A 19,209-nucleotide genomic window follows, 5' to 3' on the forward strand; every position below is an offset into this window, starting at 1 on the left:
ACCGCCGCCCTCCGAGGTGGATCGCCGAGCATGTCGGAGCTCGCCGATACGGTGACAGACATGACCACGACGCTCCGCCGCGCCGATGCGCGCCGCATCGCTCTGGCCGCTCAGGGCTTCGCCCGCCCCCGGCCCGACGCCGTCGGCACGCGTCAGATCACCGGCGCCCTGCACCGCATGCGCATCCTGCAGATCGACTCGGTCAACGTCTTCTCGCGCTCGCACTACATGCCGTTGTTCGCACGCCTCGGGGCGTACGACACCGCTCTGCTCGACAAGCTCGCCTTCGCCCGTCGTCCGTCCTGGGTGGAGTCGTGGGCGCACGTCGCCTCGCTGGTGTCGGTCGACGACTGGCCGCTGCTGCAATTCCGGCGCGACGACCTGCGAGCCAAGTACGGGCACGACGCCTGGGCCGAGGCCAACCAGCCCCTGCTGCAGTGGCTGCGCGACGAACTGGCCGATCGCGGGCCCCTGCGTCCGGCCGAGATCGATCACGACGCGCGCAGCGGATCACGTGGCTCCTGGTGGGGCTGGGACGACGTCAAGAACGGCTTGGAACGCCTGTGGCTGTTCGGCGAGGTCGCCATCGCGGGGCGCCGCGGCTTCGAGCGGCGCTACGCCCTGGCATCCCACGTCCTCCCCGCCTCCGTCCTCGATACGGCGGTCCCCCGCGGCGAGGCCATCCGCGAGCTCGTCCGGCGCGCCGCCATGGCGTACGGCGTGGCCACGGCATCCGACCTCGCCGACTACTGGCGCATCCGAGACCGTCCCGCCGTTCTCGCCGGCATCCGCGATCTCGTCGCCAGCGGCGAGCTCCTGCCTGTCGAGGTCGACGGGTGGCGCATCGCCGGGCGTCCGGCGAAGGCGTGGCTGCACCGCGATGCCGCCCGCCCGCGACGCATCGATGCGGCGGCGATCCTCACCCCCTTCGACCCGGTGGTGTGGTTCCGCGATCGCGCCGAGAGGCTGTTCGACTTCGACTACCGCATCGAGATCTACACGCCCGCGCCCCAGCGCCGGTTCGGCTATTACTCGCTGCCCGTGCTCGTCGGCGACGACGTCGTGGGCCGTATCGATCTGAAGGCCGATCGCGCCGACAGCGCCTTGCGCGTCCAGTCGGCGTGGTGGGAGCCCGGAGCACCACCCGAGGCCGCGGAGCGCGTCGCGGCCGAACTGCGCACGGCCGCCCGCTGGCAGGGCCTCGAACGCGTCACCGTGTCGCGCTGGGGCGACGCGGCCGACCAGATCGCCGGGGCACTGATGGCCGACCGGCACGATCACCCCGACGGGCGCACCAACTGAAACGCGCCCCCTCTGCCGAAGCGGAGGGGGCGCGTGAGATCAGAACTGCACGCGTGGCGGTTCCGAGATGGCGGCGCCGTCGACCACCTCGAAGAACTCGCGCTCGTGGAAGCCGAGCTGGCGCGCGAAGAGGTTGTTGGGGAACACCTTGATCTTGGTGTTCAGCTCGCGGACACCGCCGTTGTAGAACCGGCGCGACGCCTGGATCTTGTCTTCGGTGTCGACGATCGAGTGCTGCAGCTGCAGGAAGTTCTGGCTGGCCTGCAGCTGCGGGTACGCCTCGGCGACCGCGAACAGCGACTTCAGCGCCTGCTGCATGTGCCCCTCGGCGACACCGGCCTCAGCGGGGCTCTGCGCCGAGAGCGTCTCGGCGCGCGCTCGCGTGACGTTCTCGAAGACGGCCTTCTCGTGGGCGGCGTAGCCCTTCACCGTCTCGATGAGGTTGGGCAGCAGGTCGGCGCGCCGCTTCAGCTGGACGGTGATGTCGCTCCACGCTTCGTCCACGCGCACGTTGAGCGCGACGAGGGCGTTGTAGGTGGCCCACAGGTAGATGCCGGCGATCACCAGAATGCCGACGATCACGATGACCGGTACGAGCCACTCCCACATAAGTCCCCACACTCCGTTCGAGAGATTGCCCTTCAGTGTAACCGCGGGGTGACGACGGTTACGGAGCAGGGTGAGGACTCCCAGGCGATGCGGAGAGCGCTGTATCGTTCGCGTACCCCCGGTGGGACTCGAACCCACACTGAAGCGATTTTAAGTCGCCTGCCTCTGCCATTGGGCTACGGGGGCCCGTGCTCCACCGTATCGCGGGCGGCCATGCGCCCGCCGTCCTGCGGACCGCACCCCCGACACGCCGCTCCCGGACGCGACCGCTCGGCGTGTCCCCCACGGCATCCGCACGACGGCCCCTCCACCCCGCACCCCGCGCCACCCGCCGTCCTGCGGACCGCACCCCCGACACGCCGAAGCAGGATGCCACCACCCGGCGTGTCCCCCACGGCATCCGCACGACGGCCCCGCCACCCCGCACCCCGCGCCACCCGCCGTCCCGCGGACCGCACCCCCGACACGTCGAAGCAGGATGCAACCGCCCGGCGTGTCCCCCAGGGCATCCGCACGACGGCCCCGCCACCCCGCGGCATCCGGAAACGACGAGACCCCCGCACCCACAGGGGCACGGGGGTCTCGAGCGTGCGAGAGATTACTTCGCGGCGACGGGCTCGGCCTTCTTGTCGGCCGGGGCTGCGGCCGGCGCGGGAGCGTCGGCGGCGGGAGCGGCCGGACGCGGGCGCGCGGCGAACTCCTCGAACGCGGCGCGCGGCTTCTGCACGGCCTCGAGGTTGACGACCTCGCGGCCGTGGAAGAAGTTCTGAATCCAGTCGCCGATCACGCGGAACTTGCGCTCCCACGTGGGCATGGCCAGGCCGTGGTAACCGCGGTGGGCGAACCAGGCGATCAGACCCGTGAGGGCGATGTTGCCCGACTGGAACGCACCGTTGTAGAGACCCAGGCCCGCGACGGCGCCGAGGTTCTTGTGGTTGTACTCCTTGGGCTGCTCGCCGCGCAGCACCGCCACGATGTTCTTCGCCATGAGCTTGCCCTGACGCACGGCGTGCTGGGCGTTGGGGACGCAGAAGCCGCCCACGCCACCACCCGAGAGGTCGGGGACGGCCGAGACGTCACCGGCGGCCCAGGCACCCTCGACGATCTCGTCTTCGGTGCCGACGCGCAGGTCGGGGCGGGTGCGGATGCGACCGCGCTCCTCGACGGGCAGGTCGCTCCCGCGCACGACGGTCGGGTTGGCCATGACGCCTGCCGTCCAGATGATGAGGTCGGTGGGCAGCTGCTCACCGGTCGACAGCTCGATGACACCGTCGACGGCGCCCTTGACCTGCGTGTCGAGGTGCACGAACGCACCCTTCTTCGCGAGGTCGGCGAGTACCCACTCGCTCGTCTTCTGCGACACCTCGGGCATGATGCGGCCCATGGCCTCGATGAGGTGGAAGTGCGTGTCTTCGAACGCCAGCGTCGGGTAGAACTTCAGCAGCGACGAGGCGTACGCGCGCAGCTCGGCGAAGACCTCGATGCCGGCGAAGCCACCGCCGACGACGACGACGGTCAGCAGACGGTCGCGCTCAGGACCGGCGGGCAGCACCGACGCCTTGTCGAAGTTCGAGGTGAGGCGGTCGCGGATGGCCACGGCCTCTTCGATCGTCTTGAGGCCGATCGCGTTGTCGGCGATGCCCGGGATCGGGAAGGTGCGCGAGACGGCGCCGGCGGTCACGACGATCTGGTCGTAGCTCTGCGTGAAGGTCTCGTCGCCCTCGATCGGGGTGATGGTCGCGGTCTTCGAGGCGTGCTCGATGCCGGTGACCTTGCCCGCGATGACCGTGGTGCGCTTGAGGTGGCGGCGCAGACCCACGACGACGTGGCGCGGCTCGATCTCGCCGGCTGCGACCTCGGGGAGGAACGGCTGGTACGTCATGTACGGCAGCGGGTCGACGAGGGTGACCTCGGCCTCGCCGCGGCCGAGGAGCTTCTCGAGCTTCCAGGCGGTGTAGAAACCTGCGTAGCCCCCACCGACGATGAGGATTCTGGGCACGGTAGTTGTCACGATGGGAGGGACTCCTCGTTTGTGGTGCGGCTCGGCTCGCGGGAGATGCGCGCCTGTCGAATTCGCCGGGCAGCAGCAGTGACGCCGAGCGCAATCATTATAGCCGCGACGGTGGCACCCGCGAGCGGCAACGATCCGTAGAGAACGCTATCGCGCGAGGGCAGCAGAGGCGAACCGGCGGCGGGCCCCGCCTCCACGGGAGGCAGGGGCGGGATGACGACGGGCGACGACGTCGGCTCGGGCGCGGGCTCGCTGTCGGCCCGACGGTAGAGGCGGATCCACTCCTTGAGGCTGCCGAGGGGGTTCTCGGTGACGCTCGGCACGCGCGCCGAGACCGCCGCGGCGGCATCCACGAGCCCGTACCCGTACAGCTTGTCGGGCACCGACGAGGCGCCGTTGGCGGGCTTCGCGGTCTCGATCAGCCGGGCGAGCACGTTGTTCGCGTCGAGGTCGGGATGCGCCGACCGCACGAGCGCGGCGATGCCGGCCACGATCGGGGCCGCGCCGCTCGTGCCGTTCCACCCGACGAGCGTCCCGTCTGCCGAGACGCCCACGAGTCGCTCGCTGGGGGCCGACAGTCCGATCGTGATGCCCTGGGTCGATGCGTCGTTGCTCGCGACGCCGTTGGGGTCGACGCCTCCCACGGCGAGCACGCCCGGGATCGTGGCGGGGGCACCGACCCGGTCGGTGCCGCTCCCCCGGTTGCCGGCGGCGACCACGACGACGACGTCGTGATCGAAGGCGTACTCGAACGCGGTGTCCCAACTGGTGTCCCAGTCGAGGGTGTTGGTGGTGAGCGAGAGGTTGATGATCGTCGCGCCGTTGTCGACCGCCCAGCGCATGGCGTCGGCGATCTGCTCGGTGAAGGGCTTGGGGGTCGAGTTGCCGAAGCCGACCGAGATCGACAGCAGTTCGGCCTCCGGCGCGACGCCGATCATGCCGCGGCCGTTGCCCGTGCCGCGCGAGGCGGCGAGCGAGGCGACCCAACTGCCGTGGTTGGAGTCCACCGCGCCGACCGGGGTGCGCCCGTCGGCGGCGCCGACCCCCGACACATCGGTGCCGCCGACGACGGCCCCGCTGAACTCGGCGGGTCCCCGCCCAATTCCGGTGTCGATGATCGCGATCTTCTGGCCCGCGCCGCGCGTGGTCTTCCACGCCTCGCGCACGCCGTACTGGTCGAGCCAGTACTCCGAGGCGCGCACCGAGTCGGTCGGGTCTTCGGGCACCGGGTTGGCCGGTGCCGGTGCGGGCGTCGCCGTCGCACCCGTCAGCACCGCCACGAGGATGACGGATGCCAGGGCTGCGGCGACCCGCTTCATCCGCCCGCCCCGGGGCTCTCGCAGGCGCAGCGCTCGGGCGACCAGGTACCGCGGGCGAGCGCGCGGTCGCCGATCGGGTTGACCCCCGGGCCGGCCGCGAGCGCGTGCCCCGCGAGGGCGTGCAGGCACTTCACGCGGGTGGGCATTCCGCCGGCGGAGATGCCCGCGATCTCTTCGGGCTCGCCGTAGGCGGCGCGATCACGCAGGTACGCCTCGTGCGCGCGCACGTACGCCGCCTGAAGCTCTTCGTCTTTAGCGAGCTCGTCGGAGAACTCCTTCATGACATGGCCCGCTTCGAGCACCGACATCGCAGCCGTCGCGGCCGGGTGCGTCAGGTAGTAGAAGGTGGGGAACGGGCTACCGTCGTCGAGCCGCGGCGAGGTCGCGACCACCGTCGGGTTGCCGCACACGCACCGCGCGGCGATGCCCACCACTCCGCGCGGGACGCGCCCCAGCTGCGCCTGCAGCACGGCGAGGTCGGCGTCGGAAGCGGGGGGAAGCGTTGCGGTACTCATCGCTCTCAGGGTACCCGGGGTCGGCGACACTCCGCCGAGCGTGCGCCGGGCTCAGCCCGCGGGCGGGGCGTCGGTGGGCGCGGGGTCGGGCACGCCGATCGTCGGGGTCGTGGGCACCGCGACCTGGGCTGCGCCCGAGGCGGTCACCGAGCGGACCATCTGCGCCATCCAGTCGGTGTGCGTCTGGCCGACGTCCTGGCTCACGTCGTCCTGCTCCTGCGGCGTCGCCGAGGCGGGGAGGTCGTTGTCGATGAGGTAGACCACCTCGCCGGGGAACGTGTAGCCGAGCCGCTCCCGCGCCTGCGTGCGGATGTAGGCGGGGTCCGACCACCGGTCGCGCTGGGTCTGCAGGTCGGCGACCTCCGACTGGCTGAGCTCGACCGCGCTGCGCAGGGCCTGGATCTGCTGGCGCTGGTCCATGTAGGTGCCGACGGTCGGAACGAGCACGAACGTGCCGAGCACCACCAGGCCGAGCATGATGACGACGAAGCCCGAGACGCGCACCTTGCCCAGCCACTCGCGCACGTCGACACGACGGCCGGTCGCCTGCGGAGCCGAGGGACGCGACGAGGTCGGTCGCGTCGAAGCGGGGCGTGAGGCGGACGAACGGGCGGACGATCCGGCGCGCGGCGCAGCAGTCTTCTTCGCCTTCGGGGCGTCGGATGCCGCGGGGCGGCGGGGAGGCAATGTCGGTCGATCCACGGCATGCTCCCTTCCTCGTCCCGGCGCGCACGTCATCGGAACCCGAGCGAGTCTACGTCGCGGGGCCTCGGCGGCTCGCGGACGCGCCGCGTCTCGGCATCCGTTCAGCCGGAAACGACGAAGGAGGGGGAACCTCTCGGCTCCCCCTCCTCGATGGTCGGTCGATCAGCCCTTGAAGCGGGGGAACGCCGAGCGGCCCGCGAAGACCGCGGCGTCGCCGAGGTCCTCTTCGATGCGGAGCAGCTGGTTGTACTTCGCGACGCGCTCGCTGCGCGCGGGGGCACCGGTCTTGATCTGGCCCGCGTTCACGGCGACGGCGAGGTCGGCGATCGTGGTGTCCTCGGTCTCACCGGAGCGGTGCGACAGCATCGAGGTGTAGCCCGAGCGCGTGGCCAGCGAGATCGCGTCGAGCGTCTCGGACAGCGTGCCGATCTGGTTCACCTTGACCAGCAGCGAGTTGGCGACGCCGAGGTCGATGCCCTGCTGCAGGCGCTTGGGGTTGGTGACGAACAGGTCGTCGCCGACGAGCTGCACCTTGGTGCCGATGGCATCCGTCAGCTTCTTCCAGCCGTCCCAGTCGTCTTCGGCGAGGGCGTCCTCGATCGTGACGATCGGGAAGTTCGCGACGAGGTCGGCGAAGTAGTCGACGAGCGTGTCGACGCTCCACTCCTTGCCCTCGACCGTGTAGACGCCGTCCTTGTAGAACTCGGTGGCGGCGACGTCGAGGCCGACGGCGATGTCCGTGCCGGGGGTGAAGCCGGCCTTCTCGATCGCGCGGATGAGGAAGTCGAGGCCCTCGCGGTTGCTGGGCAGGTCGGGGGCGAAGCCGCCCTCGTCGCCGAGGCCGGTGTTGTAGCCGGCCGACTTCAGCTCGCCCTTGAGGACGTGGTACACCTCGGTGCCCCACCGCAGCGACTCGCCGTAGGTCTCGGCGCCGATCGGCGCGAGGAAGAACTCCTGGAAGTCGATGCCGTTGTCGGCGTGCTCGCCACCGTTGATGACGTTGAACAGCGGGACGGGCAGCAGGTGCGCGTTGGGTCCGCCGAGGTAGCGGAACAGGGGGAGGTCGGCGCTGTCGGCGGCGGCCTTGGCCACGGCGAGCGAGACGCCGAGGATGGCGTTGGCGCCCGTGCGCGACTTGTTCTCCGTGCCGTCGGTCTCGATGAGGATCTCGTCGATGATGCGCTGCTCGCTGGCCTCGACGCCCTCGATGGCGGGGCCGAGCTCGTCGACGACCGCGGCGACGGCCTTCAGCACGCCCTTGCCGCTGTAGCGGCTCTTGTCGCCGTCGCGCAGCTCGTAGGCCTCGAACGCGCCGGTGGACGCGCCGGAGGGGACGGCGGCCCGCTGGACGATTCCGTCGTCGAGGAGCACCTCCACCTCGACGGTCGGGTTACCGCGCGAATCCAGGATCTCGCGCGCGTTGACAGCCTCGATAAGTGCCACGAAGGACTCCTCGTTGGTTCTTGGGTGGAGAGGGGGCGGAGCGTCGTCGGTCCGTGGTCGAGTCTAGTGATGTCGCCCGTCGGGCGTGGGGCCGGGTCGGGAGCGAGGTGGCCGAGCCCGCCGAAGCCACCGGTGCGCGCGTGGGTCCGGTCCCTTCGACAGGCTCAGGGACCTCTGTGCCCGCCGAGGCCCGCCACCGGATCCATCACGATCGCCACGGCCACCCCGTCCCAGCCCTTGCGGTCGAGGGTCTGCAGGGCCGTGGCGTCGAAGCGGGGGTCGGAGCCGAGCATCAGGATGCCGCGGCGAGCGCCCTGCACCTTGCTGTCGGGCGTGTCGGCGTCGGCGACCCCTCCCCCGCGCACGACGTTGTCGAGCACGACGACCGTGCCGGGTCGGCCGAGGCGCGCGGCCCAGTCGAGGTAGGTCTCGTTCGATTCCTTGTCGGCGTCGATGAAGACGAGGTCGAACGGCTCTTCGTCGACGAGGGTCGGCAGCACGTCCGCTCCGCGACCGATGCGCACGTCGACGCGGTCCGCGACGCCCGCGTTCACCAGATTCGCGCGGGCGATCTCCGCATTGGCCGGTTCCGCCTCGATCGTCACGACTTGCCCGTCCGAGCCGACGGCGCGGGCGAACCAAATCGTCGAGTACCCGCCGAGGGTGCCGATCTCGAGCACGCGGCGCGCCCCGGCGATTCGCGTGAGCAGGTGCAGGAACTTCGCGTTCACCGGGGCGACCTCGATCGCGGGCAGTCCGGCGTCGTGCTGGGCGGCGAGCGCGGCCTCGCCCGCGGGGTCGGACCCGACGAGGGTCTCGGTCAGGAACGCGTCGACGTCTTCGTGGGTGCGCACTCCCCCAGCCTGTCGGCGGGCGGGCGGGCGGTCAACGCTCTCCGCGAAGGTGGGCGCGGGTCATCTCGTCGTACTCCTCGTCGGAGAGGTCGTCGAACCCCTTCGCCTCGACGCGGTCCGAGCGCATCCAACGGATCATGAGGATGACGAGGATCGGCACGTCGGCGAACTCGGCGATGAACCAGATCATGTCGCCGGCGAGGTGCTGGTCGTGCAGCAGCGAGGGCCACCAGGGCGCCGTCTGCGCGGCATCCGGGATCAGATCCAGGATGCCGTCGTTGAGGCGCAGCAACAGACCGGGCACGGAGTCGATCAGCAGCTCGACGAACGCGAGCAGGAACTCGATCGCGATGAAGGTGCCGGTGTGCACGGCGCCCAGCGCCATCATCGGCAGCACCATCGCGAGCCCCACGAGGGGCACGACGATCCCGAGCGAGGCCTCGACCACCGGATTCACGCGCAGGATGCCGGCGATCGGGGTGAGGAAGAGGCAGAAGACCGCGGCGATGACGACGGTGGCGATCATCGCGTTGCCGAAGATGCGCGTGACCCTCGACGCGAGGAACCGCTCCCGGATGCCCGAGGGCACGAGGTCGAGCGGGCGTCCGGCCGCAATCCCCGCCGGCACGGCGAAGATCAGCAGGGCGACGCGCGTCGAGAAGGCCCACCGCAGCTCCGCCGAGTACACCCCGAGGAAGCCGAGCTCGATCACCGCGTACGGCAGCAGTCCGAGAGCGAAGAACCCGATCGTGCGCAGCACCGGCCAGGTCTCACCACGACGGCGCACCCGCCGGACGCCGAACAGATACGCGACGGATGCCACGAAGAGCACGCCGAGCGTGAGCGGATCGGCGCGCCAGGTGCTGAGGAAGACATCGATGGGAGGCGTGAGGGAAACGTAGATCCACGAGTTATGCGTCCGCCGGGGATCGGGGCGTGCCGAACTCCGGAGAAGTCGACGCGTCCCGCACCTCGAGCCCGGAGATCCGCGGCGGCGCGCGCCCGCCCGACCCGAATTTCAGGAGTTCGGCACGCCCGCCCGGTCGGGCACATCGCCAGCGCGCACTCCGGGTGACGGCTCGAGCGCCTCGATTACGGCCGGCAGCAGGGCCTCGGCGGTGCGGCGGTAGCCGAGCGCGCTGGGGTGGAACCGATCCTCGCTGAACATCTCGTCGGGCCGCTCGGCGAACACCGGCCCCACGGCGCGCGCGAGAGCCACGACGCGACCCCCGACCCGGTGCACGGCGGCGGCCTGCGCGGCCGCGAGCTGTCGCGACGAACGGGCGGCGAGTGCGCGCAGCGGCTGCGGGATCGCACGGAGGGTCCCGAGGTCGGGGCACGTGCCGACGACCACCGGCACTCCGCGTCCGCTTAGGTCGCGCACGACCCGCTCGAGCTGCTCCGCCGCGCGCGACGCCGGGATGCGGTGCGTGACGTCGTTTCCGCCCACGACGATCACCGCGGCATCCGGTCGGTACCCCGCGGGGAGAGAGGCGACCTGCGCGGCGAGGGCCGAGGTCTCCGATCCGACCACAGCAGCGGTGCGCAGCCGCACCGGGCGTCCGGCCGATCGCGCGACGCCCTTCGCCAGTCGCGCGCCGAGCGTGTCGCGTCGGTGCGTCGCGCCCAGGCCCGCCGCGATCGAGTCGCCGAGCAGCAGCAGCTCCACCGGGCGGCCGGGATGCTTCTTGCGGCGCCACACGCGATCGGCGTCGAGCGCCTGTTCGCCGAGCGGCTTGCCGATGCGGCGCCGGGCGATCGCCGCCTGGCGCACGATGAGGGTGCGGGCTCCGACCGCCCCCGCCCCGAGGATCGCGACCGCGGAGGCGGCCGTCACGGCGAGGGGCCGATGAGAGGACATGCGTCGATGACACCCCTCGCCGGTGAACGCGGGGTGGACGCGGCGTGACGCCCGGCAGACGACCGGCTCCCGGCATCCGGTGCATCTCCTTCGAGAGGCGGATGCCGAGAGCTCCCGGTCGCGCGTGATCAGACCCCGCGCCGGGCCCGGGCCCGCAGCACCATCGCGAGCACGAGCACCGCGACGGCGAGTCCGATGTCGAGCACGAGGCCGGCGACCAGCTCGTCGCGGCCGGTCACCCCGGTCACAGTGACGACGCTGCCGATCACGATCACCCCGAACGACAGCGCGAGCTGCTGGGCGGTGCTGAACATGCCGCCCGACAGGCCCGCCGCCTCCACCGGCACCTCCCGCACGACCAGCTGGGTCAGCGGGGAGAAGATCAGCGCCTGCCCCGCGCCGAGCAGCACGAGGGCCGGCTGCAGCCACAGGCCGATGTCGCTCCCCCAGGCGAACGCGAGGGTTGCCGTCATCGCCACGAGGGCGACGATCTGCAGGCTCACCCCCAGCACGAGCGTCGCATCGCCGAGCCGGCTCTGGATGCGGGCGACCGCGAGCGACATCCCCGCGAAGACGACGGCGAACGGCAGCAACGCCATTCCGGCCTGCAGAGAGGTCAGTCCGCCGCCCTCGACGGCGCGGGGGAAGACGTACAGCAGCGCCGAGTATCCCGCGAAGAACAGCGCCGCGGCCACCAGACCGAGCTGCAGGGGGCGCAGGCGCAGCACGCTCGGAGGTAGAAGGGGCACGCGTCCCGATCGCTCGATCGCGTTCTGGTGACGCCACATCGCCACGAGGGCCACGGCGGCGAGCGCGAGCACCGCCCACACCGGCCACGACCAGCCCCACGCGGGGCCGAAGGTGAGGGCGACGGATGCCGCGAGGATGCCGACAGCGAGCACCGCCGATCCCACGAGGTCGATCGCGACCACCTCGTGGGCGCGGGAACGCGGTGCCAGCGGAGCGCAGACGATCGCCGCGACCGCGATGAGCGCCACGACGACGAACACCGCGCGCCAGCCCTCGACCGGGCCGAACGAGGTCGCCGCGAGAGCGCCGCCCGCTACCTGACCGACGGCCGCGCCGATGCCGCCGCTCGCACCGAAGGCGGCGATCGCCCTCGTGCGTGCGGGGCCCTGCGAGGTCGCCTGGATCGTCGCGAGCACCTGCGGCGTGCACAGCGCCGCCCCGAGTCCCTGCGCCACGCGCGCCGCGATGAGCGTCTCGATCGAGGGGGCGACCGCGCACGCGATGGCCGAGGCGAGGAAGAGCCCCATGCCGATGACGAACAGGCGGTGACGACCGAAGCGGTCGCCGAGTCGGCCGCCCAGGATGAGGAAGACCGCGAACGGGATGCCGTATCCCGCCACGACCAGTTCGAGCGCCACGTCGCCCGCGCCGAAGCGGTCGCGCAGTGCCGGCAGGGTGACCGTGACGGCGTTGAACGCGAACGTGCCGGCGAAGGGTCCGAGGAGGAACCCGACATAGCGCCACGTCGGAACATCGAACGCTCCGGGACGGAGAGGTATCGGGGCCGACCCGGTTTGAGGGTGCGCGGTACTGGTCATGGTGCCAGGATGAACCGGATGCCATCCTGGTACCAGGAGTCTGCTCATCCTGGTACTGAGAGCACTCCCCACCGTGCGAGCGTCCGCCGCGCACGGCTCTAGGCTCGCCGGAGGACAGGAGAGTTCATGCCCCGCTCGGACGAGACCCGCGCCGCCTTCGCGGCCTTCCTGCGCAGTCGCCGCGCGCGCCTGAGTCCCGCCGACGTCGGGCTCCCCGAGGGCGTGCGCCGACGAGTCGTCGGACTCCGCCGCGAAGAGGTCGCCCAGCTCGCCGGGGTCGGACTCACCTGGTACACCTGGCTCGAGCAGGGCCGCCCCATCGCGGCATCCGCCCAGGTCGTCTCGGCGATCGCCCGCGCCCTGCGCCTCAGCGACGACGAGCGTGATCACCTGTTCGCCCTCGCCGACCTCCCCGTGCCCGATCGCGACAGCCGCCCCTGCGTCGGCGCCGCACACCTCGACCTGCTCGAGAAGCTGCTGCCCTACCCCGCCGCGGTGCAGACCGCGCGCTTCGACATCCGCGCCTACAACCGGTCGTACCGCCACCTCTTCGGCGACCTCGACCAGATGCCCGCCGAGCGTCGCAACTGCGCCGTGCTCCTGTTCACCGACACCGAGTGGCAGCGCGCACACGTCGACCTCGACCACGCGCAGCGCCGCATCGCCGCCCGGCTCCGCGCCGCCTTCGGGCGTCACCACGACGAGCCCGCGTGGCAGCGGTTCATCGCCGAGCTCGAGGAGCTGTCCCCGCGATTCGCCGAGCTCTGGCGCCTGGGCGATGTCGGGGGCGAGCGCGCCGCGACGAAGCACCTGGTGCACGCCCGGGTCGGAGAGCTCAACCTCGAGATGTCGAGTCTCTGGCTCGACGACGCGCTCGGCTCCCGGGTGGTGTGGTTCTCGCCGCGCGATGCCGCCACCGCCGACCGTCTCGAACGCCTCGCGGCCGAGCGCCCCGACGAGGCGCTGATCAGCGCCGTCGCCTGAGGCGCTCTCCGCCACCTCGGTTCGGAGGTCCCTGAGCCTGTCGAAGGGAGGTCCCTGAGCCTGTCGAAGGGAGGTCCCTGAGCCTGTCGAAGGGAGGTCCCTGAGCCTGTCGAAGGGCCCGGGACCCACGCCCCGCCCGTCGGCTTCGACAAGCTCAGCCACCTCGGTACGGAGGTCCCTGAGCCTGTCGAAGGGCCCGGGACCCACGCGCGGCCGGTGGCTCCGACAAGCTCAGCCACCTCGTCATCCGAGGGCCCGGGGCCGGCCTCAGGCGAGGGGCTTGAGCTCCAGGTCGTCGACGGTGCTGCCGGTGGTCACCGTCGCGAACGAGGTGTAGCCGTCGGCGGCGGAGCGCTCGAGCAGCGCTTTCATGTTCTTCGCGCGCTGCTCCACGCGCACGCGCGCGCCCTGCGCGACCAGCGCGGTCTTGATGAACAGCAGCTGGGCGAACGGCACGTCGCGATCGTGCACGAGAACGACCGAACGCTCGCCGTCGGCGTCGGTGACCGGCAGCAGGTCGACGATCCGCTCGAAGCCGATCGAGAAGCCGACGGCCGGAACCTGCTGTCCGAGGAAGCGGCCGATCATGCCGTCGTAACGTCCCCCGCCGCCGAGCGAGTAGTCGACGCTCGGGTGGGCGAGCTCGAAGATCGTGCCCGTGTAGTACCCCATGCCGCGCACGAGGAACGGGTCGAAGACCAGGGGCACCGCTCCCCCGCGGGCGGCGGCCACCGTGTCGCCGAGGTCGACGAGGTGCGCGACGACCTCGCCGGGGACGCCGTCGGGCAGCGCCGCGCGAATGCCGGCCTCATCGAACGACGACCCGGCCACGGGGCGCTCGACGTACGCGGCGAAGGCATCCACCGCCGCGGCGTCCACTCCGCGTCCGCGCAGCTCTTCCACGACCCCCGAGGGGCCGACCTTGTCGAGCTTGTCGATCGTGATGAGCACGCCCGGGCGCTCCTCGGGGGCGAAGCCGAAGACGTCGAGCATCGCATCGAGGGCGCGCCGGTCGTTGACCCGGATCGTGCCGCCCTCGAGCCCGAGCGCATCGAGCACGTCGAGGCTCGCGACCATGAGCTCGGCCTCGGCGCGCGCCGACGCGTCGCCGATGACGTCGATGTCGCACTGCATGAACTGGCGGTAGCGGCCCTTCTGCGGGCGCTCGGCACGCCAGACCGGGGCGATCTGGATGGAGCGGAACACCGTCGGCAGCGACGCGCGGTGCGTGGCGTAGAACCGGGCGAGCGGAACAGTCAGGTCGTAGCGCAGACCCAGGTCGGCCAGCGCGGCAGGGTCGTCGGCAGCGGCGCGGATGCCATCGGCATCCATCCCCCGCTTGAGGATGCTGAACGACAGCTTCTCGTTATCGCCACCGATCCCGGCGTGCAGGCGGTCGTAGTCCTCCATGACCGGGGTCTCGATCTCGTCGAACCCGTGCGCGCGGTAACGCTCGCGGATGACGGCGAGCACGCGCTCGCGACGGGCCTTGTCAGCGGGGAGGAAGTCGCGCATGCCGCGCGGCGGGTTCACGGATGCCACGGCGCCATTCTTCCAGAGCGACTCGGGCGGTCCCGCCGCCCGCGCGCAAGCCGAGCGTGTCAGCTCGCGCCGGCCTCCGCTTCGCGCACCTCAGCGCGCAGACCGCGCACGCGCTCGCGCAGGGCGCGCTCGGCGTCCCACCCCCGAGCCCGGGCGAGGTGCACGAGCGTGAGCAGCGCGTCGCCGAGCTCCGCCTCGGTCTCGGGATCGGCCAGGTGATGCGTCGGGGCGCAGACGCCGACCTGCACCGCCTTGCCCATCACCTTCTGCGCCAGGGCGAGCGAGGGCATGTGGTCGCTGACCCCGTCGAGCACGCTCGTGCGCTCGCGCTTCTCGGCCGCCTTGGCCGCATTCCAGTGCACGAGGACCTCTTCGGGCGTGGTGGCCACGGCATCCGCGAACACGTGCGGGTGCCGGCGCACCATCTTCTCGGTCAGCCCCCGGGCGACGTCGTCGATGTCGAAGGGGTCGTCGGGGTCTCCCGCGGCGATCTCCGCATGGAACAGCACCTGCCACAGCAGGTCGCCGAGCTCCTCGCGCAGATCGGCGCGCGTGCCCGCCTCGACCGCGTCGATGACCTCCGCGCTCTCCTCCACGAGGTAGGGCACGAGGTCGCGGTGGTCGATTCGCTGCGTCCACACGCAGCGCTCGCGCACCGCCCGCATGGTCTCGGCTGCTTCCCGCAGGGCGTCGTCGCTCACGGCCTCTCCCTCCGCGGGCCCGGCGGCTCCGCTGACTGCGAGTATCCCCCGGCTGAGCGGCGCCGGGCGGTGGCACGTGCCGAACTCCGGATCTTTCCGGATGCCGCGCCCCCGCCACCTCGAAACCCTGCGGATTCCCCCGATCATCCCCGGAGAAAATCCGGAGTTCGGCCCCGGCGACCGTCGCACGACGTCACGTGGGATCTGTCGGCAACGGGACGCCGATAATCTGGGGCGTGTGCGTGAACTGACCCCGACCGAGGCCATCGACCTCGTGGGCCGCTTCGAAGCCGGCCAGGAGCTCCCCGAACAGATGCGTGCCGATGTGCGCCTGCTCGGATCCCTCCTGGGCCGCGTCCTTCAGGAGAGCGGCTCCCCCGGCCTGTACGACGATGTCGAGCGCCTGCGAACGGCGACGATCCAGGCCTACACCGACGAGACACCCGAGGCGTTCGAGCGCGCGGCGGCCATCGCCGACGGGTTCTCGATCGAGCGCGCCGACGAGGTCGCCCGCGCCTTCACGGCGTACTTCCACCTCGTCAACCTCGTCGAGGAGCACCAGCGCGTGCGCGTGCTGCGCGAGCGCGGCGATCGTCCCGCGCGCGGAGGCACCCCCGACACCATCGCGACCGCTTACGAACGCCTCGCGAGCGAGGTCGGCGAAGAGACGGCCCTCAGCCGTCTCCAGGCGCTGCGCTTCCACCCCGTCTTCACCGCGCACCCCACCGAGGCGCGGCGTCGCGCGATCTCGACGAGCATCCGTCGCCTGTCCGAGCTGCTCGTCGAGCACGACGATGCGGGCGACAACGACTCCGAGGGCCGTCGCGCCGAGCGTCGCATGCTCGAAGAGATCGACACCCTCTGGCGCACCGCCCCGCTGCGACGCGAGAAGCCGTCGCCGGTCGACGAAGTGCGCTCGGTCATGGCCGTCTTCGACGAGACGCTCTACACGGCGGTCCCGCGGGTCTACCGCCGCATCGACGATATCCTGCAGGGCGAGAACGCCGGGGCCCGCGCCCCGATCGTCAAGCCGTTCGTCCGCGTCGGCTCCTGGGTCGGCGGCGACCGCGACGGCAACCCGTTCGTCACCGCATCCGTCACGCGCAAGGCCGCCGCGATCGCGAGCGAGCACGTGCTCCTGGGGCTCGAGCGCACCACGCAGCGCGTGGGCCGGGGATTGACCCTGGATGCCGAGACCACCCCGCCCAGCGACGCTCTGCTGGCGCTGTGGCACCGTCTGCGCGCCGCCGACGAAGACGCCGCGGCCGAGATCGCCGAGCGCTCCCCTGCCGAGCCGCACCGCCGCATCCTGCTGCTGCTCGCGCGCAAGATCGCCGCGACCCGCACGCGCAACGCCGACCTCGCCTACCGCGATCCCGAGCACCTGCTCACCGATCTGCGCGTCGTGCAGGACTCGCTGGTGGCGGCCGGTGCCGCGCGTCAGGCATACGGCGCGCTGCAGCGTCTGGTGTGGCAGGTGGAGACCTACGGCTTCCACCTCACCGAGCTCGAGGTGCGCCAGCACTCGGCGGTGCACCGCAAGGTGCTCGACGAGCTGCGTTCGGGCGGCGCCCGCAGCGAGCAGACCGAAGAGGTGCTCGAGGTCTTCCGCTCGGTCGCCTACGTGCAGGAGCGCTTCGGCCCTCGCGCCGCCGGCCGCTACATCGTGTCGTTCACGCAGTCGGCCGACGACCTCGCCAACGTGCACGAGCTCGCCTCGTACGCCATGGGTCCGGGTGAAGACCTCCCGGTCCTCGACGTCATCCCGCTGTTCGAGACCTTCGCCGACCTGCAGGCTGCTCCCGGCATCCTGGCCGAGATCGTCTCGCACCCCTCGTTCGCCGATCGCCTCGCGGCGACCGGACGCCGCCTCGAGGTCATGCTCGGCTACTCCGACTCCTCGAAGGACGTCGGACCCGTCGCGGCCAACCTCGCGCTGTACGAGGCGCAGGCGAAGATCTCGACGTGGGCGCAGGCCGAGGGCATCGAGCTGACGCTCTTCCACGGCCGCGGCGGTGCCCTCGGTCGCGGTGGCGGACCCGCCAACTCCGCGATCCTCGCGCAGCCGCCGCATTCGGTGGACGGCCGGTTCAAGCTCACCGAGCAGGGCGAGGTCATCTTCGCGCGTTACGGAGACCCCGACATCGCGATGCGTCACATCGATCAGGTCGCGGCGGCGGTGCTCACCGCCTCCTCCCCCTCGATCGAGCGCCGCAACCGCGGGGCGGCGGAGGCCTTCGCCGACGTCGCCGCGACGATGGACGTCGCATCGCGCGAACGGTTCTTCGCGCTGGTCAAGGCTCCGGGCTTCGCTCCCTGGTTCGCGACGGTCACCCCCATGGAGGAGATTGGGCACCTCGCCCTCGGCTCGCGTCCCGCCCGCCGTGGTCTCTCCGTCGAGTCCCTCGAAGACCTGCGTGCCATTCCGTGGGTGTTCTCGTGGACGCAGGCCCGCATCAACCTCGCCGGCTGGTTCGGACTCGGCACGGCCCTCGACGCCGTGGGTGACGAGCACCGTCTGCGCGACGCGTACGAGCAGTGGCCGCTGTTCCGCACGATGATCGACAACGTGGCGATGAGCCTTGCGAAGGCCGACGAGCGCATTGCCCGTCGCTACCTCGCCCTCGGGGACCGCGACGATCTGGCGCAGCTCGTGATGGACGAGATGCTCCTCACCCGCTCGTGGGTCGAGCGCATCACGGGAGGGGAGCTGCTCGGCAACAAGCCGGTGCTCCAGCGTGCCGTCAAGATGCGCAGCCCCTACGTCGACGCCCTCTCCCTCCTGCAGCTGCGTGCCCTGCGCGCGCTTCGCGACACCGACGCCGACGATCCGACTCCGGATGCCGAGCACCAGCGCCTTCTGCTGCTGTCGGTCAGCGGCGTGGCGGCGGGCCTGCAGAACACCGGCTGAGAACCGTCCCCGATGCGCCGGCGCCCTCACGGGTGCCGGCGCATCGTCGTCTCCGCGATCAGCCGTCGAGACGACGGTCGGCGGAGTGACGCGCGAGACTGCGGCCATACCGCTCCGTCAGCTGCACCATCAGATCGGGCGTCTCGCGGTCGAGACCGAAGACGTAACCCGGGAAGTCGAGCTCTTTCTGCGCGGCCCAGATCTCCTCGTGCACGTCAGGAGGCAGGATCTGCGCCGGATCACCGACCGCCACCCAGGAGATCGGCACGATGGTGTCGGCCGGTAGGACGGTGCGCACGTGGACGACGGCGTTGATGCGCACTTCACTCCGGTCGCCGATCTCCGCACCGTTGAACACCCGTGTGCCGGTAGCGAGGAACACCTCCTCTCCGATGTCGGCGCCGGCGACGCTCGCCATCGGTCCGATGAGGGTGTGCGCTCCCACGTGCACGGCGTGCGTCGAGCTGGCGCGAACGAGGGCGTTCTCCATGACGATCGCGTTCTCACCCAGCACGACGCGGCTGCCCTCAGCGGTGATGACCGCGCCGTGCAGCACTTGGCATCCCGCGGCGATCGTCACATCGCCACTGATCACGGCGGTGGGAGCGATGACGGCATCGGGATGGATCCGGGGCTCAGCCCCCAGGTGTGAGTAGAGCATGACGTGTCCCTTCTCCGGTGCCGTCAGCGTAGTCGTGTGGGCTTCTGCACTCGAGTGCTCCGGATACGACGAAGCGCCGGTGCGCACTCCCCGGAGGAAGTGTGCACCGGCGCTGAAGCCGTCGAGGCGTTGATCTCGCGATCGAGCCCGTAAATGCGAAATGGCCACCCAGCTTTGGGTGGCCATTTCGACTTAAAGGAAGTCCGGCGGTGTCCTACTCTCC

16 protein-coding genes and 1 tRNA gene are annotated in these 19,209 nt (G+C 71.3%); 3 read left to right on the plus strand and 14 right to left on the minus strand.

Features of this window, described 5'->3' with window-relative positions; translation table 11 throughout:
- The first annotated feature begins 60 nt into the window (after window positions 1–60).
- The gene (locus FS769_RS16400; RefSeq protein ID WP_144835304.1) at window positions 61–1,302 is read left to right on the plus strand and encodes a winged helix-turn-helix domain-containing protein; all 1,242 of its coding nucleotides are present in this window, start codon (window positions 61–63) and stop codon (window positions 1,300–1,302) included.
- Window positions 1,303–1,341: 39 nt separating this feature from the next.
- Here the strand turns inward: FS769_RS16400 and FS769_RS16405 are convergent, their stop codons facing one another.
- The 11 genes from FS769_RS16405 to FS769_RS16455 form a co-directional block, all read right to left on the minus strand.
- Window positions 1,342–1,911 carry a LemA family protein gene (locus FS769_RS16405; protein ID WP_144835306.1) on the minus strand — a complete coding sequence of 190 codons (570 nt, stop codon included), beginning with the start codon at window positions 1,909–1,911 and terminating at the stop codon, window positions 1,342–1,344.
- A gap of 113 nt (window positions 1,912–2,024) precedes the next feature.
- Window positions 2,025–2,097, minus strand: a tRNA-Leu gene (locus FS769_RS16410).
- 412 nt (window positions 2,098–2,509) lie between these two features.
- Window positions 2,510–3,910: an NAD(P)/FAD-dependent oxidoreductase gene (locus tag FS769_RS16415; protein WP_144835307.1), complete on the minus strand. Its 1,401-nt coding sequence runs from the start codon at window positions 3,908–3,910 to the stop codon at window positions 2,510–2,512.
- A gap of 8 nt (window positions 3,911–3,918) precedes the next feature.
- On the minus strand, window positions 3,919–5,241 hold the full coding sequence (locus tag FS769_RS16420; RefSeq protein WP_144835309.1) for a S8 family serine peptidase: 1,323 nt from the start codon (window positions 5,239–5,241) through the stop codon (window positions 3,919–3,921).
- Window positions 5,238–5,756, minus strand: coding sequence for a DUF501 domain-containing protein (locus FS769_RS16425; RefSeq protein ID WP_144835311.1), 519 nt, complete (start codon window positions 5,754–5,756; stop codon window positions 5,238–5,240). The genes FS769_RS16420 and FS769_RS16425 overlap by 4 nt, the downstream gene beginning before the upstream one ends.
- Before the next feature lie 51 nt (window positions 5,757–5,807).
- Window positions 5,808–6,458, minus strand: a complete 651-nt coding sequence (locus tag FS769_RS16430) for a septum formation initiator family protein (protein WP_260979795.1) — start codon at window positions 6,456–6,458, stop codon at window positions 5,808–5,810.
- Between the two features lie 165 nt (window positions 6,459–6,623).
- Window positions 6,624–7,904 carry a phosphopyruvate hydratase gene (gene eno / locus FS769_RS16435; RefSeq protein WP_144835313.1) on the minus strand — a complete coding sequence of 427 codons (1,281 nt, stop codon included), beginning with the start codon at window positions 7,902–7,904 and terminating at the stop codon, window positions 6,624–6,626.
- A gap of 164 nt (window positions 7,905–8,068) precedes the next feature.
- Complete coding sequence (locus FS769_RS16440; protein WP_144835315.1) at window positions 8,069–8,758, minus strand: O-methyltransferase; 690 nt, start codon at window positions 8,756–8,758, stop codon at window positions 8,069–8,071.
- Window positions 8,759–8,789: 31 nt separating this feature from the next.
- Entirely contained in the window at window positions 8,790–9,581 is a 792-nt protein-coding gene (locus FS769_RS16445) for a cytochrome c oxidase assembly protein (protein WP_260979796.1), read from the minus strand.
- Between the two features lie 195 nt (window positions 9,582–9,776).
- Entirely contained in the window at window positions 9,777–10,619 is an 843-nt protein-coding gene (locus tag FS769_RS16450) for an SGNH/GDSL hydrolase family protein (protein WP_144835317.1), read from the minus strand.
- 128 nt (window positions 10,620–10,747) lie between these two features.
- The gene (locus FS769_RS16455) at window positions 10,748–12,187 is read right to left on the minus strand and encodes an MFS transporter (protein WP_144835319.1); all 1,440 of its coding nucleotides are present in this window, start codon (window positions 12,185–12,187) and stop codon (window positions 10,748–10,750) included.
- Window positions 12,188–12,313: 126 nt separating this feature from the next.
- Here FS769_RS16455 and FS769_RS16460 point away from each other — a divergent pair, with 126 nt between their 5' ends.
- Window positions 12,314–13,171 (plus strand): helix-turn-helix transcriptional regulator, encoded by an 858-nt coding sequence (locus tag FS769_RS16460; protein WP_144835320.1) that lies wholly within the window; start codon window positions 12,314–12,316, stop codon window positions 13,169–13,171.
- Window positions 13,172–13,438: 267 nt separating this feature from the next.
- Here the strand turns inward: FS769_RS16460 and hisS are convergent, their stop codons facing one another.
- Window positions 13,439–14,686, minus strand: coding sequence for a histidine--tRNA ligase (gene hisS, locus FS769_RS16465; protein WP_222123944.1), 1,248 nt, complete (start codon window positions 14,684–14,686; stop codon window positions 13,439–13,441).
- An 86-nt stretch (window positions 14,687–14,772) separates the two neighbouring features.
- Entirely contained in the window at window positions 14,773–15,378 is a 606-nt protein-coding gene (locus FS769_RS16470; RefSeq protein ID WP_144835357.1) for a MazG family protein, read from the minus strand.
- A 274-nt stretch (window positions 15,379–15,652) separates the two neighbouring features.
- Here FS769_RS16470 and FS769_RS16475 point away from each other — a divergent pair, with 274 nt between their 5' ends.
- On the plus strand, window positions 15,653–18,325 hold the full coding sequence (locus FS769_RS16475; protein ID WP_144835325.1) for a phosphoenolpyruvate carboxylase: 2,673 nt from the start codon (window positions 15,653–15,655) through the stop codon (window positions 18,323–18,325).
- Between the two features lie 58 nt (window positions 18,326–18,383).
- Here the strand turns inward: FS769_RS16475 and FS769_RS16480 are convergent, their stop codons facing one another.
- Window positions 18,384–18,986 carry a gamma carbonic anhydrase family protein gene (locus FS769_RS16480; protein WP_144835327.1) on the minus strand — a complete coding sequence of 201 codons (603 nt, stop codon included), beginning with the start codon at window positions 18,984–18,986 and terminating at the stop codon, window positions 18,384–18,386.
- Between the last annotated feature and the right edge of the window lie 223 nt (window positions 18,987–19,209).

The organism is Microbacterium sp. BH-3-3-3 (assembly GCF_007679045.1).
Taxonomy (GTDB): Bacteria; Actinomycetota; Actinomycetes; order Actinomycetales; family Microbacteriaceae; genus Microbacterium; species Microbacterium algihabitans.

Excerpts from the sequence above, each read along its gene's own strand:
- FS769_RS16480 (WP_144835327.1), bottom strand. The coding sequence starts at position 18,986 with ATGCTCTACTCACACCTGGGGGCTGAGCCCCGGATCCATCCCGATGCC.
- FS769_RS16470 (WP_144835357.1), bottom strand. The coding sequence starts at position 15,378 with ATGCGGGCGGTGCGCGAGCGCTGCGTGTGGACGCAGCGAATCGACCAC.
- FS769_RS16455 (WP_144835319.1), bottom strand. The coding sequence starts at position 12,187 with ATGACCAGTACCGCGCACCCTCAAACCGGGTCGGCCCCGATACCTCTC.
- hisS (WP_222123944.1), bottom strand. The coding sequence starts at position 14,686 with ATGCGCGACTTCCTCCCCGCTGACAAGGCCCGTCGCGAGCGCGTGCTC.
- FS769_RS16400 (WP_144835304.1), top strand. The coding sequence starts at position 61 with ATGACCACGACGCTCCGCCGCGCCGATGCGCGCCGCATCGCTCTGGCC.
- FS769_RS16460 (WP_144835320.1), top strand. The coding sequence starts at position 12,314 with ATGCCCCGCTCGGACGAGACCCGCGCCGCCTTCGCGGCCTTCCTGCGC.
- FS769_RS16450 (WP_144835317.1), bottom strand. The coding sequence starts at position 10,619 with ATGTCCTCTCATCGGCCCCTCGCCGTGACGGCCGCCTCCGCGGTCGCG.
- FS769_RS16405 (WP_144835306.1), bottom strand. The coding sequence starts at position 1,911 with ATGTGGGAGTGGCTCGTACCGGTCATCGTGATCGTCGGCATTCTGGTG.
- FS769_RS16420 (WP_144835309.1), bottom strand. The coding sequence starts at position 5,241 with ATGAAGCGGGTCGCCGCAGCCCTGGCATCCGTCATCCTCGTGGCGGTG.
- FS769_RS16425 (WP_144835311.1), bottom strand. The coding sequence starts at position 5,756 with ATGAGTACCGCAACGCTTCCCCCCGCTTCCGACGCCGACCTCGCCGTG.